General features: G+C 66.4%; 14 protein-coding genes and 1 pseudogene (1 of these 15 running past the window's edge). 9 read left to right on the plus strand and 6 right to left on the minus strand.

The annotated features are described in order from the left end of the window. Both BGN95_RS16410 and BGN95_RS16415 read right to left on the minus strand, forming a co-directional pair. A partial coding sequence (locus tag BGN95_RS16410; RefSeq protein WP_286773359.1) for an L-carnitine dehydrogenase occupies positions 1-1,165 on the minus strand: 1,165 nt, incomplete at its 3' end. 1 nt (position 1,166) lies between these two features. After that, positions 1,167-2,072, minus strand: coding sequence for a beta-keto acid cleavage family enzyme (locus tag BGN95_RS16415; protein ID WP_286773360.1), 906 nt, complete (start codon positions 2,070-2,072; stop codon positions 1,167-1,169). A gap of 110 nt (positions 2,073-2,182) precedes the next feature. On the opposite strand from BGN95_RS16415, the gene BGN95_RS16420 reads away from it, so the two are divergent. From BGN95_RS16420 to BGN95_RS16445, 6 genes are all read left to right on the plus strand, one after another. After that, on the plus strand, positions 2,183-3,148 hold the full coding sequence (locus BGN95_RS16420; protein ID WP_265312391.1) for a GlxA family transcriptional regulator: 966 nt from the start codon (positions 2,183-2,185) through the stop codon (positions 3,146-3,148). Positions 3,149-3,265: 117 nt separating this feature from the next. After that, positions 3,266-4,648, plus strand: a complete 1,383-nt coding sequence (locus BGN95_RS16425) for a purine-cytosine permease family protein (RefSeq protein WP_286773361.1) — start codon at positions 3,266-3,268, stop codon at positions 4,646-4,648. A gap of 181 nt (positions 4,649-4,829) precedes the next feature. Further along, positions 4,830-7,121, plus strand: coding sequence for a TonB-dependent receptor (locus BGN95_RS16430; RefSeq protein ID WP_286773362.1), 2,292 nt, complete (start codon positions 4,830-4,832; stop codon positions 7,119-7,121). A 147-nt stretch (positions 7,122-7,268) separates the two neighbouring features. Beyond that, positions 7,269-8,603 (plus strand): MFS transporter, encoded by a 1,335-nt coding sequence (locus tag BGN95_RS16435; protein WP_286773363.1) that lies wholly within the window; start codon positions 7,269-7,271, stop codon positions 8,601-8,603. Further along, positions 8,600-9,523 carry a carbon-nitrogen hydrolase family protein gene (locus BGN95_RS16440; RefSeq protein ID WP_286773364.1) on the plus strand — a complete coding sequence of 308 codons (924 nt, stop codon included), beginning with the start codon at positions 8,600-8,602 and terminating at the stop codon, positions 9,521-9,523. The genes BGN95_RS16435 and BGN95_RS16440 overlap by 4 nt, the downstream gene beginning before the upstream one ends. A 16-nt stretch (positions 9,524-9,539) precedes the next feature. Then, a complete protein-coding gene (locus BGN95_RS16445) occupies positions 9,540-10,259 on the plus strand; it encodes a potassium channel family protein (RefSeq protein ID WP_265312386.1) in 720 nt (239 codons plus the stop codon). Here the strand turns inward: BGN95_RS16445 and BGN95_RS16450 are convergent, their stop codons facing one another. Genes BGN95_RS16450 through BGN95_RS16460 form a run of 3 tightly spaced genes read right to left on the minus strand, consistent with a single transcriptional unit; the run spans position 10,260 to position 13,260 of the window. Further along, the gene (locus tag BGN95_RS16450; RefSeq protein WP_286773365.1) at positions 10,260-11,513 is read right to left on the minus strand and encodes an adenosylmethionine--8-amino-7-oxononanoate transaminase; all 1,254 of its coding nucleotides are present in this window, start codon (positions 11,511-11,513) and stop codon (positions 10,260-10,262) included. Then, positions 11,510-12,139 (minus strand): dethiobiotin synthase, encoded by a 630-nt coding sequence (gene bioD, locus BGN95_RS16455; protein ID WP_286773426.1) that lies wholly within the window; start codon positions 12,137-12,139, stop codon positions 11,510-11,512. The genes BGN95_RS16450 and bioD overlap by 4 nt, the downstream gene beginning before the upstream one ends. Beyond that, positions 12,136-13,260 carry an 8-amino-7-oxononanoate synthase gene (locus BGN95_RS16460; RefSeq protein ID WP_286773366.1) on the minus strand — a complete coding sequence of 375 codons (1,125 nt, stop codon included), beginning with the start codon at positions 13,258-13,260 and terminating at the stop codon, positions 12,136-12,138. Before BGN95_RS16460 ends, bioD begins: the two co-directional genes overlap by 4 nt. Positions 13,261-13,411: 151 nt before the next feature. Here BGN95_RS16460 and BGN95_RS16465 point away from each other — a divergent pair, with 151 nt between their 5' ends. After that, positions 13,412-13,969, plus strand: a complete 558-nt coding sequence (locus tag BGN95_RS16465; RefSeq protein WP_286773367.1) for an inner membrane-spanning protein YciB — start codon at positions 13,412-13,414, stop codon at positions 13,967-13,969. A 3-nt stretch (positions 13,970-13,972) separates the two neighbouring features. Here BGN95_RS16465 and BGN95_RS16470 read toward each other — a convergent pair whose 3' ends face one another. After that, positions 13,973-14,593 (minus strand): hypothetical protein, encoded by a 621-nt coding sequence (locus BGN95_RS16470; protein ID WP_286773368.1) that lies wholly within the window; start codon positions 14,591-14,593, stop codon positions 13,973-13,975. A 102-nt stretch (positions 14,594-14,695) separates the two neighbouring features. On the opposite strand from BGN95_RS16470, the gene BGN95_RS16475 reads away from it, so the two are divergent. Continuing rightward, positions 14,696-15,142, plus strand: coding sequence for a MarR family winged helix-turn-helix transcriptional regulator (locus BGN95_RS16475; RefSeq protein WP_179515391.1), 447 nt, complete (start codon positions 14,696-14,698; stop codon positions 15,140-15,142). A 5-nt stretch (positions 15,143-15,147) separates the two neighbouring features. After that, positions 15,148-15,991 (plus strand): annotated as a pseudogene (locus BGN95_RS16480) (MFS transporter) (it continues 368 nt past the right edge of the window).

Here is a 15,991-nt window from a genome sequence, read left to right on the forward strand (position 1 = left end):
CGTTCGCGAGATAATCGGCGTCGACCGACAGATAGCGCAGCAACGCATCGGTCGTATCGCCGAACACCTGCAGATAGCGGTGCTCGGTCATATGGCCGTTATAGTCGATCCAGTCGGCCGCGACTGGCGCCTCGTGCAGCGCGAGCGGCCTCGTCTCGTCCACCTCGGTCGCCGGGGCGGGCAGCTTCGCCATCAGCGCGCGAGCATAATCGGCGAGCGTCTTGCCCGCGCCATAATCCTCGCCGCGCAGCCCCGAGAGCACCGCGATCAGCGCGTCGTCGCGGATTCGCTCCAGCTCGCGGATCGAGGTGCCGCCGGCCTGATCGTCGGATTGCTCGGCGACGCGATCGACCAAGGCATCGGTCAGCTCGGGCGCCTCCAGCTTGGTCCAGGGCAATTTCAGCGCGGGGCCGAATTGCGCGAGGAAATGCCGCATCCCCGCCTCGCCGCCGGCGACGCGATAGATCAGGAAGGTGCCCATGAACGACCAGCGCAGCCCCGCGCCGTAGCGGATCGCGTCGTCGATCTCCTCGGTGGTGGCGATGCCGTCGTTGACCAGCCACAAGGCCTCGCGCCACAACGCCTCGAGCAGGCGATCGGCGATGAAGCCGTCGATCTCCTTGCGGACGTGGAGCGGATGCATCCCGAGCGAGATGTAGAAATCCGCCGCCCATTGCTTGGTCGCGTCGGAGGTCGCCGCGCCGCCGCAGATCTCGACCAGCGGGAGCAGATAGACCGGGTTGAACGGATGCCCGACCACCAGCCGCTCGGGATGCGCCATCCCCGATTGCAGCCGCGTCGGGAGCAGCCCGGAAGTCGACGAGCCGATCACCACATCGGGACGGGTCGCGCGATCGATGCGGCCGAGGACGTCGATCTTGAGGTCCTCGCGCTCGGGCAGGCTCTCCTGGACGAAATCGGCATCGGCGACGGCATCCTCGACCGAAGAGGCGAGCCGCAACTTGCCCTCGGCGGGAAGCCCCGCCGGGATCAACCGCTGCCACGCGCGCCGCGCGCCGGCGAGCACCGTCTCCACCTTGCGCCCGATCTCGGGATCGGGATCGAAGATCGCGACGTCGATGCCGTTGAGCAGCAGCCGCGCCGCCCAGCCGGCGCCGATCACCCCACCGCCGACCAGCCCGGCCTTGCGCACCGTGGCGATCATGTCAGGCGGCCTTCCTGAGCTTGAGCTTCTCGCGCACCTCGGCCGGGCCCATCACGCGGACGTTCATCGCCTCGATGATCGTCTTCGCGCGGGTGACGAGATCGGCGTTCGACGCCTTCACCCCGCGCTGGAGATAGAGATTATCCTCCAGCCCAACGCGGACGTTGCCCCCCGCCAGCACCGCCATCGCGACGAACGGCAATTGCCGCGAGCCGATCGAGAAGCCGGAGAAGATCGCGCCCTCGGGCAATTGGTTGACCAGCGCCATCGTCGTCATCGGATCGTCGGGCGCCCCATAGGGGATGCCGAGGCACAGCTGGATCATCAGTGGGTTATCGAGCAGCCCTTCCTTGATGAGATCCTTGACGAAGACGAGATGACCGAAGTCGAACACTTCGAGCTCGGGGCGGACGCCGAGTTCCTGCACCCGCTTGGCCATCGCGCGCAGGTGGCTGGGGGTGTTGGTCATCACATAATCGCCGGCCGAGAAATTCATCGTGCCGCAATCGAGCGTGCAGATTTCGGGCAGCAATTCCTCGACATGCACCAGCCGCTCGAGCGGGCCGACCATATCGGTGCCCTTCGGGTCGAGCGGCAGCGGGTTCTCGCCGGGACCGAACACCACGTCACCGCCCATCCCGGCGGTGAGGTTGATGATGACGTCGGTGTCCGACGCGCGGATCCGCTCGACCACTTCGCGATACAGCGCGGGATCGCGGCTCGCGGCGCCGGTTTCGGGATCGCGGACGTGGATATGCGCGATCGCCGCGCCCGCCTTGGCCGCCTCGATCGAGGCGTCGGCGATCTGCGCGGGGGTGATCGGAAGCCCGGGATGCCGGCTGGCGGTATCGCCCGATCCGGTGACCGCGCAGGTGATGAACACTTCGCTTTGCATGGGGCTTTGCATGTGGGCCTCTCGCTAATCTGCGAGGAAATCTGCGCCGCGTTTCGATATTACGTGGGGCATTAAACGACATTGTTGGTGCATTTTACGACAATATGTGATTGGTGTTGTTCATGGCCGACGGCATCGAGACGGTGGATTTCCTGTTGGTCGAGGGCTTTTCGGCGCTCGCCTTCTTCTCCGCGGTCGAGCCGCTGCGCGTCGCCAACCGCATCGCCGGGCGGACGATCTTCGCCTGGCGACTCCACGCCGAAGACGGCGCGCCGGTCGCCGCGTCGAGCGGGATGCGCTTCCCGGTCGATCGCGCGCTGGCCGAGGTCACCGCGCCGGGCACGCTGATCGTCTGCGCCGGTTTCCGCCCCGACAAGGCGATCGGCCGTGCCGGGCTCGCGACGCTGCGCCGCTTCGCGCACGACGGCGGCCGGCTGGGCGCGCTCGATACCGGGGTGGAAATCCTCGCGCGCGCCGGGGTCGCCGGACGCGGGCCGGTGGCGATCCACTGGGAGGCGGCGCCCGAATTTCGCGAGCGCTGGGCGGACATCCCCGTCACCGACGCGCTCTACGCTATCGGCGAGCGGGTGTTCACCTGCGCCGGGGGGACGGCGGCGCTCGACATGATGCTCGAACGGCTCGCCGACAGCCACGGTCGCGCCTTCGCACATGCCGTCTCGGAACAGTTCATCCACGATCGCATCCGCCGCGCCGGCGAGGCGCAACGCATGGCGCTCGACCGCCGGCTCGCGGTGCGCAACCGCGCGGTGCTGGGGGTGATCGCGGTGATGGAGGCGCATCTCGACGCGCCGCTCGCCTCGCCCGCGCTCGCGGCGCGCGCCGGGCTGTCGGTGCGGCAGGTCGAGCGGTTGTTCGACACGCATCTCGGGATGGCGCCACAGGATTATTACCGGCGGTTGCGGGTCGAGCGCGCCCGCGCGCTGATTGAGACGACCGACCTCAAGGTGCTCGATATCGCGCTGGCAACCGGGTTCGACTCGGCCTCGGCGCTGGCGCGGGTATTCCGTCGGACGTTCGGCACGAGCCCGGCGTCGCTGCGCAAGCAATCTCCGTCAGCCCGGCCCTAAGCCGGGATGACGGGGCGCGCAACAACCCCCTTGCTAACCTCGTTCGACCCACCCCAGCATCGCGTGCGTATACGGGCGCGCACTGGAGCGACGCCTGACCATATGGGGGAGCGGGCTATGTCCAGTCAGCCGCTGATCGAAGTGCGTTCGATCGATTTCGTCCCGCTGGAAGAGCGGCACGGCAAGGTTTGGCATCTCTGGCCGATCTGGTTCGCCGGGGATGCGCATCTTGCGACGCTTGCCACCGGCGCGCTGGGCATCGCGATGGGGGCCAATCTGTTCTGGTCGATCGTCGCGATCGTCGGCGGGTGCGCGCTCGGCACTTTCTTCATGGCCTTCCACGCCGCGCAGGGGCCGCAGCTCGGCCTGCCGCAGATGATCCAGTCGCGCCCGCAGTTCGGGCATCTCGGCGCGCTGCTGGTATGGGGCGTCGCACTGGTCACTTATATCGGATATAACGCCTTTAATCAGGTTCTTGCGGGCCAGACGATGCACGAGCTGGCCGGGCTGCCGACCCGCCCGACGATGGTGGTGTTCACGCTGATCGGGCTCGCCGTCGCATTCGTCGGCAACGATCTGATCCACACCGCGCAGCGCATGCTGGCCTTCACGCTGATCGTGATCCTCGCCGCGTTCAGCATCGGCGCGCTGATCGCGGTGCCGCTCCCTGCGGGGCAGCTCGATCCGGCGCGTTTCCTGCTCGTGCCGTTCATGATGCAATTTTTCGCGGCGGCCGCCTATCAACTGAGCTGGTCAATCTACGTCTCTGATTATTCGCGCTATTTGCCACCGAATGTCGGGGTGAAGGCGGCCTTTTGGTGGACCTTCGCCGGGGCGATGCTCGGCGGGGTGTGGATGATGCTGGTCGGCGCGCTCGCGGTCGCGGCCTTTCCGCAGATGAACGTGATCGCCGCGGCGCGCGCGGTGGGCGACGCGATCGTCCCCGGCTTCGGCACGGTGCTGCTGGTGGTCGCCTTCGCCAGCCTGATCACCGCCACGTCGCTCAATTTCTACGGCGCCTCGCTCACCCTGCTCAGCATCGCCGACGCATTCCGCAAAGTCGCGGCGACGGTGAAGAACCGGGTGATTTCGCTGCTGATCGTGATGCTTGCCTCTTCGGCCTTGTCCTTCTCGGCCTCGGGCAGCTTCATGCACCAGTACGAATTGCTGCTGTCGATCCTGATCTATCTGTTCACGCCGTGGACCGCGATCAATCTGGTCGACTTCTACATTGTTCGAAAACAACATTATTCGATCCCCGACATCTTCGATCCCGACGGCATCTACGGCCGGTGGAATGCAGCGGGGCTGATCGCCTATCTCATCGGCTTCGTGGTGATGGTGCCGTTCTTCAGCACGCATCTGTTCACCGGCGCGGCCGCGAAGGCGATCGGGGGGATCGACGTCTCGATGCTGGTCGGCCTGCCGGTCTCGGCAATCGCCTATCTGTGGCTGTGCCGGCGCGAAAAGATCGGCGAGTTTGCGGCGCAGTCGACATGAACTATTAGGAAAACGCGACTTGACCATAAGAGGCCCTGCTGAATAGCCTTCGGTCAAGCCCATTTCAGAACAAGACGAACCGTAACAAAGACAGCCCGAAGACCGGCCCTCCAGCGGCCGTTTTTCGGGAAGGGGGATCGGCGCGCTGCGTTGATCGACAGGCTTATCGATAGGGGGGAATATGCTTCGACATCAGCTTCTTGCCGGGGTCGCACTGGTTGGCGCGCTCGGGCTGCCTGCACTGCCCGCCACGGCGCAGACGCAACCGCGCACGCCCGACGGCGCGATGCAGGAGGATATCGTCGTCTACGGCAAGGGCGAGACTCGCCAGGTCCAGACGCTGACCGCCGCCGACATTTCTGCCGCCGCGCCGGGCACCAGCGCGCTCAAAGTGCTCGAAAAGCTGCCGAGCGTCTCGTTCCAGTCGGCCAATGCGCTGGGCACCAACGAATGGTCGACGCGCATCGCGGTGCGCGGCTTCACGCAGAACCAATTGGGCTTCACGCTCGACAATGTGCCGCTCGGTGACATGAGCTATGGCAATTTCAACGGCCTGCACATCAGCCGCGCGATCGCTTCGGAGAATATCGCGCGCTCGACGCTGGCGCAGGGCACCGGCTCGCTCGATACCGCGTCGAGTTCCAACCTCGGCGGCACGCTGCAATTCTTCAGTAAGGCGCCCGAGGATGTGATGGGCGGCGATGTCGAGGCGAGCTATGGCAGCGAGAACGCCTATCGCCTGTTCGGCCGGATCGAGACCGGTGATCTCGGCGGCGGGGTGAAGGGCTATGTCAGCGGCTCGTGGCTCGATTCGCCGAAATGGAAGGGGCAGGGCAAACAGCAGGCGTGGTCGGTCAACAGCAAGTTGGTCGTGCCGCTCGATACACGCGGCAGCATCAGCGCCTTCGTCAATTATTCGGACTTCAAGGACGACGACTATATGGATACGTCGCTCGCCCTGATCAAGAAATACGGCTGGGACTGGGATTATATCCGCAACGATTACCCGACCGCGCTGGCGATCGCGAAGAACCTCCAGTCCGATCTGGTGAACTATACGGGATATTGCGCGAAATATCCCGGTTACTCCCAGACGATCTGCGCCGACGATACCTATTATAACGGCTACGGCCTACGCAAGGATCTGCTGGTCGGCGCCAATCTGGACTATAAGTTCAGCGATACGGTTTCGATCAAGCTGACCCCCTATTTCCACCGCAACCGCGGCATCGGCACGTGGTGGACGCCTTATACCCCCACGCCGGGCGGCGCCGCGCTGTCGATCCGCTCGACCGCTTATGCGATCAACCGCGGGGGCGCGACCGGCGGGCTGACGTTCCACTTCGGCGACCACCAGATCGAGGTCGGCGGATGGTTCGAGCGCAACGGCTATACGCTGACGCGCGAATTCTTCCCGTTGGCGAACAGCAATGTGTCGAGCATCGACAATCGGCAATGGCCGGAGAACCCGTTCTATATCCAATATCAATACGATATGACGATCACCACGGGCCAATATTATGTTCAGGATACCTGGCAGGTGACGCCCGATTTCAAGATTACCGCGGGCTTCAAGGGGCTGGATGTCAAGATCGTCAATAAGTACGATCCGGTCAGCCAAGCGTCGGCGGCGTCGCGCGATACGAGCGGCACGCTCGAATCGAAGAAGATGTTCCTGCCGCAGGTCGGGTTGAACTACAGCTTCTCCAACGCCGTCGAGGCGTTCGCCGGCTATGCCGAGAATATGCGTGCCTATACGACCGAACCGTTCGTGACCAACCAAGCGGGCTTCCAGGCGATCCAGGGCAAGATCAAGCCGGAAACCTCATGGACGCTCGAAGGCGGCCTGCGTTTCCATCTGCCGAACTTCGACGGATCGCTCGCCGGCTATCACGTCAAGTTCAGCAACCGGCTGCTGTCGGTCCAGCCGTGCGCGATCGTGGTCGGATGCGCCTCGGTCCTGTCGAACGTCGGTTCGGTGACGACCAACGGCGCCGAGCTGGCGGGCACCTATCACCTGACCCACGCGCTCTCGCTCTACGGCTCCTACGCTTATACCGACGCACAATATGACGATGATGTGCTGAGCGGGCAGGTGTGGGCGACCAAGGGCAAGCAGGTCGTCAGCATTCCGAAGCATCTCGCCAACGGCGAGATCGCCTATGACGACGGCTCGATCATCGCGCGCATCGCGGCCAACTATCAGAGCCGGCGCTATTATACCTATACCAATGACGCGAGCGTGCCGGGCCGGGTGCTGGTCGATTTCGCGCTCGGCTATCGCTTCCACGATACCGGCAGCGCACTCGACGGGCTGGAGATTCAGGGCAATGTGACCAACGTGTTCGACAAGAAATATGTCGGCACATTGGGGCAGAACGGCTTCGCTTTCTCCGATCCGGGCGGCACGCTGCAATCGATGCTGGTTGGCGCGCCGCGGCAGGCGTTCATCACGCTGCGCAAGAAGTTCTGATCGTTACGCTTCGGCGCGACGGAAGGCCCCGTGCGGCACGCGCCGCGCGGGGCTTTTCGCTATTAGGCCGCATAACCGTTGATCCCGGCGCCGAAACGGTGTTGCTGGCGGGCGATATCGCCACGTCCAGCCAGAAAGACCGCCCTGATGCATCAAACCGCCGGTGCCCGAACGGCACCCCGCCAGCAACAAGGGCGTCTGTGGTCGATCTTGGGCGGATCGGCGGGCAATCTGGTCGAATGGTACGACTGGTACGTCTATTCGGCGTTCACGCTCTATTTCGCGCCGGCCTTTTTCCCGGCGAGCGACCGCACCTCGCAATTGCTCAACGCCGCGGCGATCTTCGCGGTCGGCTTCCTGATGCGGCCGATCGGCGCGTGGCTGATGGGGCTCTACGCCGACCGCCACGGGCGCCGCGCCGCGCTGACGCTGTCGGTGACCCTGATGTGCGCCGGGTCGCTGCTGATCGCGCTGACCCCGTCGTTCGCGACGATCGGCGTGATGGCGCCGATCGTGCTGCTCGCCGCGCGGCTGATGCAGGGGCTGTCGGTCGGCGGCGAATATGGCGCCAGCGCGGTCTATCTCAGCGAGATGGCGGGGAAGAAGCATCGCGGATTCTTCTCCAGCTTCCAATATGTCACGCTGATCGCGGGGCAATTGGTCGCGCTATGCGTGCTCCTCATCCTCCAGGGCGTGTTGAGCGAGGCGGAACTCCATCTGTGGGGCTGGCGCATCCCGTTCGCGATCGGCGGAATGCTGGCCTTCGCGGTCTTCTACCTGCGGCGCGGGATGGACGAGACCGACTCGTTCCGCCGGGTCGAGGAAAGCCGCGCCGAGCGGGTCAGCAGCCTCAAATTGATGCGCGATCATCCACGCGAGGTGCTGCTGGTGATGGCGCTCACCGCGGGGGGGACGCTCGCTTTCTACACCTATAGCGTCTACCTCCAGAAATTCCTCGTCAACACTTCGGGCTTTTCGGTGCAGACCGCCTCGCGGGTGATGACTGCGGCGCTGTTCATCTACATGCTGCTCCAGCCGCTCGCGGGGGCATTGTCCGATCGGATCGGGCGCAAGCCGCTGATGATCGCCTTCGGCATCGCCGGGGTATTGGGCACGGTGCCATTGTTCACCGCGCTGGAGACGGTATCGAATTCGTTCAACGCCTTCCTGCTGGTGCTCGCCGCGCTGGTGGCGGTGACCGGCTATACCTCGATCAACGCGGTCGTGAAGGCGGAGCTGTTCCCGGCCGATATCCGCACGCTCGGCGTCGCGCTGCCTTATGCATTGGCCAACACATTGTTCGGCGGGACCGCGGAATATGTCGCCTTGTGGTTCAAGCGTGCCGGGTTCGAGAAGGGCTTCTATTGGTATGTCACCGCGATGATCGGCCTGTCGCTGATCGTCTATCTGCGGATGCGCGAGACGCATCACAGTGGCACGCTGGCGGTGGAATATGCCGAGGCCGAAGGGAAGGGTGAATGAGCCAGAGAACGATCGCCGCGCTGCAGATCGGTGCGTCGCCCGACGGCACCGAGGCGACGCTGGCGCAGATCCTGTCGTTCGAGGGGGCGATCGCCGATGCGGGCGCCGATCTCGTCGTGCTGCCCGAAGCCGTGCTCGGGGGCTATCCCAAGGGCGAATGGTTCGGCACGCGGCTCGGCTATCGCCTGCCCGAGGGGCGCGAGGCGTTCGCGCGCTATCACGCCAGGGCGATCGACCTGCCGGGGCCGGAGACCGCCGAACTGGCGGCGCTGTCGCAGCGCACCGGCGCGAGCCTTGTCGTCGGGGTGATCGAGCGCGACGGCGGGACGCTTTACTGCACCGCCTTGTTCTTCACCCCGGCCGAGGGGCTGGTCGCCAAACACCGCAAATTGATGCCGACCGGGACCGAGCGGCTGATCTGGGGGCAGGGCGACGGCTCGACGCTGCCGGTGGTGGAGACCGGCGCGGGGCGGGTCGGCACCGCGATCTGCTGGGAAAACCATATGCCGCAATTGCGGCTGGCGATGTACGCCAAGGGCATCGACATATGGGCCGCGCCGACGGTCGACGAGCGCGAGATCTGGCAATGTTCGATGCGGCATATCGCGCATGAGGGGCGCTGCTTCGTGGTCAGCGCGTGCCAGGTGCAGCCGTCGCCCGCGACGCTCGGCCTCGATCTGCCCGGCTGGGACGCCGATCGCCCGCTGATCCGCGGCGGCAGCCTGATCGCCGATCCGCTGGGCGAAATGCTCGCCGGCCCGCTCTACAACGAGACCGGGCTGGTCGCCGCGACGATCGACACCGGCGCGATCGTGCGCGGGCGCTACGATTTCGATGTCGTGGGCCATTATGCCCGCCCGGACGTTTTCTCGCTGACCGTGGACGAGCGCGCGCGGGCGGCGGTGCGCTTCACGCGCTGAGGCGGGAAGATCGCGCATGCGAACCTATCGCATCCGGCATTATCGGATCGACTGGGGGCTCAGCGCCCTGCTCGGGTTGCAGGTGCTGACGCTGTTCGTCGCGGTACCGCTCAACACGCAATATGCCGGCGCGCATCTGTTGCTCGACGGGTGCCGGCTGGGATTCGCTCTGGTCTGCGTCACCGTGCTGACGCGACATCGGCTGCTCCAGTTGTTGCTCCTGCTTTCGCTGGCGGCGCCGCTGTTCGGGCCGCTCGTCGCGCGGCGATTGCTGCTCGATATCGGGATCGATGCCAGCCCCGGCTTCCAGCACGGGGTGATCGAGGTCGCCGCCTTCTGCTTCAACGCGGCGGTGACGGCGCTGGTCGCGCGGCACGTCTTCGGGCCCGGGCGGGTGACCGTCCATCGCATCCAGGGCGCCGTGCTGATCTATCTCAACATCGCCGCGCTGTTCGCGATCGCCTTCAATGCGATCCTCACCCACTCGCCGGGCGCATTGGTCTCGACCACTGCGACCCCGCTCGCGCTGGGGCAGGGGGAGCGGACCGCGGTGCTGACCTATTTCAGCCTCGCGACGCTCACCACCACCGGTTATGGCGATATCGTGCCGGTGCTGCCGCTGGCGCGCAGCCTCGCCAATCTGGAGGCGGTGATCGGGCAATTGTTTCCCGCGACATTGCTCGCGCGGATCGTGGCGCTCCAGCTCGAACATAGCCGGCGCACCCCGGATGCGTGATCAAAGCGCAGAGATCGCCTCGGCAATCGCATCATAAGCACGATCGAGATCGTCGTCGCCGATGCAATAAGGCGGCATGACATAGACGGTATTGCCGAGCGGACGGAGCAGCAGGTCGCGCTCGCGGAAATGCGCGAGGAGCCGCGGGGCGAGGTTGGAGAGATAGCCGCCGCCCGCCGGATCGACGAGATCGACCGCCGCGATCGTCCCGATCGACCGCGGGTTGGCCACCCCGGGCAGCGGGGCGAGCCGCGCCAGCCGTTGCGCCTGCCGCGCCGCGAGATCGGCGATCCGCGCCGTCACCGGCTCGTCGCGCCAGACCGCGAGATTGGCATTGGCCGCCGCGCAGGCGATCGGATTGGCGGTGTAGCTCGACGAATGGAAGAACATCCGCGCGCGATCGGGCGAGAGATGCGCCTCGTAGATCGCCGCGCTCGCCAGCGTCACCGCGAGCGGGATCGCCCCGCCGGTCAGCCCCTTTGAGAGGCACAGGATATCGGGCACCACCCTGGCCTGTTCGCATGCCAGCAACGTGCCGGTGCGGCCCCAGCCGGTCATCACCTCGTCGGCGATGAACAGCACGTCGTGTCGCGCGCAGATCGCGCGCATCTCCGCCAGCACCCACGGCGGGTAGATCAGCATCCCGCCCGCGCCGAGCACCAAAGGCTCGACGATCAGCGCGGCGGGCGCCTCGCGGCACGCCGCCTCGAGCGCGTCGAGCGTCGCCTGTTCGTTGCCGGCGGTGGGAAAGGGGAGCGTGCCGACATCGAACAGCAATGGCGTATAAGGCGCGTTGAACACCCCGCGTTCGCCGACCGACATCGCGCCGATCGTATCGCCGTGATAGCTATGCTCCATCACCAGGATGCGGTGCCGCGCCGTGCCGCGATTGGCCCAATAGCCGAGCGCCATCTTGAGCGCGACCTCGACGCTGGTCGAACCCGAGTCGGAGAAGAATACATAGCCGAGCGAGGGCGGCATGATCGCGGTGAGCCCGCGCGCGAGCGTCTCGGCGGGTTCGTGGGTCCAGCCGGCGAAGATGATCTGGTCGAGCTTCGTCGTCTGCTCGGCGATCGCGGCCATGATGCGCGGATGGCAATGGCCGTGCGTCGTCACCCACCAGGAGGAGATGCCGTCGATTACCCGTCGCCCGTCGGCGGTGTAGAGCGCGGCCCCCTCGGCATGGGTGACGAGGGGAATCGGCTCGTTCAGGCCGTGCTGGGTGAAGGGGTGCCAGATCGGCGAGCGCGTCATCGGAAATCCCTCGGATCGAAATGCGCGGCGAAGGCCGCCGCCAGCGTGTCACGGTCGAGCGGATCGAGCAGCGGCAGCCGGCCGAGTCGCTTGACCTGGCCGATGCTGGCGATCGTCTCCTCGCTGTCGGGCTGCGGGTCGCCGATGAAGGCGATGCCGAGGATCGGCACGTCGCGCCGGCGCAGCGCCTCGATCGACAGCAAGCTGTGGTTGATCGTGCCGAGCGCGGTCCGCGCGACGATCACCACCGGCGCGCGCCAATGCGCGAACAGATCGGCGAACAGCAAGGTGCGCGACACCGGCACCATCACCCCGCCGGCGCCCTCGATCACCAGCGGCCCCGCCACTTCGGGAACAGCGAGCCGCGCCAGTTCGATCGTCACCCCGTCGATCTCCGCCGCGCGGTGCGGCGAGCATGGCGTGGTCAGGCGATAGGCCTCGGGCAGAGCGCGGTCGGGCGACAGGCCGGCGAGTGCCGCGGCGCGCTCGATATCGCCTTCGGGATCGACCCCGGCCTGCACCGGTTTCCAATAATAAGCCCCGAGCGCCCCCGCCAAAGCGGCGGAGAAGATCGTCTTGCCGACATCGGTGTCGGTGCCGGTGACGACGATCCGAGGATGGGTCATGAGCGGCATGTCCTGATCGTATCGGCGAGTGCGACGATGTCGGCCTCGGCGACGTTGAGGGTGATCGAGATGCGCAGCCGCGCGGTGCCGGCCGGGACGGTGGGGGGACGGATACCGCGCACGTCGAAGCCCGCCGCCTGCACCCCCGCCGCCAGCGCCATCGCCGGGGCGTCCTCGCCAATCACCAGCGGCAGGATCTGCGATCCGGTCGGCGCCACGCCGCAATCGGCCAAGGTGCGCTCGGCAAAGGCGATCAGCGCGGCGAGCCGCGTGCGGCGTTCGGGCTCGTCGGCGAGGATGTTCAGGCTCTCGCGCACCGCGGCGGCGATCAGCGGCGAAGGGGCGGTCGAGAAGATGAAGCCGCGCCCGCGATTGATCAGGAAATCGCGCACCACGCGCGGGCCGCAGATCAGCGCGCCCTCGCACCCCAGTGCCTTGCCGCAGGTGCGCAGGGTGACGACGTCTTCACGCCCTTCGAGCGGTGCGGCGAGCCCGCGGCCGCGATCACCGAACACCCCCGTGGCATGTGCCTCGTCGATCAGCAAAATCGCCTCGTGCTGCGCGGCGATCGCGGCGAGATCGTCGAGCGGGGCACGGTCGCCGTCCATGCTGTACAGGCTTTCGACCGCGATCCACGGCCGCCCGATGCCGCCAGCGGCGCGCCAGCGGCGGATCGCCTCGTCGAACGCGCCCGCATCGTTATGCGCCGCCGCGACACGCTCGGCGCGGGCGAGCCGCATCCCCTCATGCGCGCTGGCATGGACCAGATCGTCGTGGACGATCAGGTCGCCGCGCTGCGGCAGCGTCGAGAGCAATGCGGCGTTGGCGGTGTAGCCGCTTGAGAAGAACAAGGCCGATTCGCTGCCGAAGAACGCCGCCGCCTCCGCCTCGAGCGCCTCGTGCTCGGCATCATTGCCGCGCAGCAGCCGCGAGCCGCCCGAACCGACCGGCACGCCCCGTGCCAGCGCCGCCGCCACCCCGGCGCGCAGCCGCGGCGCATCGGCCAGCCCGAGATAGTCGTTGGACGAGAAATCGCGCCCGGTGCGGGGCTGCAAATGCCGCAACCGCGTGCGGTCGGCGAGGGCGCTGAGATCGCGTTGCTGGGCGGCGAGGAGACTCATGAGCGCGCGCTATAGCGCATTGCGGCCGCGGCGCACCTCATCCAATGTACGAAAACCGGGAGTCTAAGTTTACGGTGTAAACTTTTTGATTGACGCGCTTCGCGAGGCGTGTCAGATCGATGTTAACAGTGATAATATCAAGGGTCCCGAGATGCTCCGCCAATTGAAATTCGCCGCCGGTCCGCTGCTGCTCGATTCGCTCGGGGTGATCATCTTTGCGGTGCTGATGGCGCTTCATGCCAGCGTGTTGGTCGCGACGATATGCGGGGCGACGATCGCGGTGGGAATGGTCGTCAGCGATATCGTGTGGGGCAAGCCGGTGCCGGCGATGCAATGGCTCAGCCTCGCGCTGGTGGTCGTGTCCGCAGGCGCGACTTTGCTGACGCATGACCCGCGCTTCGTGATGGCCAAGCCCTCGATCATCTATTGGGTGGTGGGATGCGCGATGCTCCGCCCCGGCTGGCTGAACCGCTATGTCATCCCCGAGGAATTCGCGGTGATCGGCGATCTGATGACCGCATTTGGCTATGTCTGGGCCGGGCTGATGTTCGTCACCGGGATCGCCAACCTCGTGATCGCGATCGCCTTCCCGCAATGGTGGCTGACCTTCCTCGCGATCTTTCCCACTGCGTCGAAAGTCGTGCTGTTCGCGGTGCATTTCGCCACGTTGCGCATCATCGGACGGCGCCGGGTGCGCGCCGCCGCCTGAGCTTTACTGCGGCTTCTTCAGCGTTTCGTCCAACGCCTTCGCGCTACGGCTGACGATCGCGTCCGCCTGCGCCGCCACCGCGAGGAATTCAGCCTTCGAGACCGGCGTATAATTGCAGCCGACGAACAGGGTGGTGTTCGCCGCGTCGGGCTTGGCCTCGCCGCCGAACAGCAATTCGAGCGAGTTATCGGTCGGGGCGAAGGCACCGAGCATCGGCCCCTCTTCATCGGTGATGAAGCGATAATATTGCTCGGTGATGCGGATCGGGGCGCGTTCCAGCTTCTGATCGCGGACGATCGCGTCGGCCGCCTCGCGCGGCAGCTCCACCACCACCCATTGTTTGAGGAACGACAACGTATCGACGCTGCGCCCGAAAACCTCGATCGGCCGGTCGAGGCGATAGGTCCACAGCCCGAGCATCCCCGGATGCCCGTTGTCCGACACCGGCTTGAGCCACGCCGGCCGCTGCTTGTTGCTGAACAATGCCTCGCCGAATGCGCCGAGCGTCGCGAGATCACCACGGCATTCGATCGTCCGCTGCAACGCCTCCGGCGACAGCTCGGGCTCCGCCGCAACCGCCGGAGCGGCGAGCAGCAACGTCAGGATCGCCGGGATGATACGCAACTGAAACTCCGTCATTATTTACGTCCGCCTAGCCGCACGACTGGGCGCACGCCACCGTTCCAATCGTTGACAGCGAGATGCCCGTCCCACTAGATGATGCATATGCATCATGATACCGACTCGCTGACCGCGCTGCCCTGTATCTGTACCGCGCTGCGCAAAGCCTCGCGAGCCGTGACCCGCGCCTATGACGAGGTGATGGAAGAGGCGGGGATGTCGGTCGCGCAATTCTCGATCCTGCGGCACCTCGCGCGGCACGGCCCGCTCCCGCTCAGCCGGCTCGCCGAATTGCTGGTGATGGAACGCACCACGCTCTACCGCGCCCTCGGCCCGATCGAACGGCACGGCTGGGTGACGATCGCCGAGGGGGCGGGGCGCGCCAAGATCGCGACGCTCAGCCCGGCCGGGCATCAGGCGATCGCCGACGCCACCGCAGGCTGGGCGAAAGTGCAGACCGCGATGCTCGAACAGATCGGCGCCGACGACTGGCAGGAGCTGGAAGCGGCGCTGGCGCGGATCGTCGCCGCGACGCGGGAATGCGGCGCATGAGCCGGATGCTCCACCGCACCGGGCTGGTGCCGAGACGGGTTCATATCTTCCTGGTTGTCGCGGCGACGTTCGTCGCGCTGCTCGTATCGGCGGGGCTCCGCGCGACCCCCGGGGTGTTGATGCAGCCGCTCGAACTGCATTTCGGCTGGGACCGCGCGACGATCTCCTTCGCCGCGGCGGTCGGCATCTTCCTGTATGGGCTGGTCGGGCCGTTCGCGGCGGCGTTGATGATGACGTTCGGGATCAGGCGGACGATGCTCGGCGGGCTGATGCTGATGGCCGGCGCGACCTTCGCCAGCCTGTGGATGCGCGAGCCGTGGCATTATGTGCTGAGCTGGGGCGTGATCTCCGGGATCGGCAGCGGGGCGGTCGCTTCGGTGCTCGGCGCGGCGATCGTCAACCGCTGGTTCGCGACGCGCCAGGGGCTGGTGATGGGGCTGCTCAGCGCGAGCACCGCGACCGGGGCCTTGGTGTTCCTGCCGCTCCTCGCCTGGCTCTCGACCGGCGGCGCATGGCGCCCGGTGGTGATGGCGGTGAGCCTTGCCTGCCTCGCGCTGGTGCCGATCGTCGCGCTGGTGGTGCCCGAACGGCCCGGCGACATCGGCAACGGCCGCTTCGGCGAAGAGCCGGGGAGCGCGCCGCCCGCGCCGCTCAAACAGGCGGGCACCGCCGGGCTGGCGATCTCGGTGCTGCTGCGCGCGGGGCGCAAGCCGGTGTTCTGGCTGTTGTTCGGTACCTTCTTCGTTTGCGGGCTCACCACCAACGGGCTGGTCGGCACGCATATGATCGCCTTTTGCGGCGATCACGGCATCGCGCCGGTCGCCGCGGCGGGCTTGCTGTCGATGATGG

It is taken from the genome of Sphingomonas sp. 66-10, assembly GCF_001897045.1.
Taxonomy (GTDB): Bacteria; Pseudomonadota; Alphaproteobacteria; order Sphingomonadales; family Sphingomonadaceae; genus Sphingomonas; species Sphingomonas lycopersici.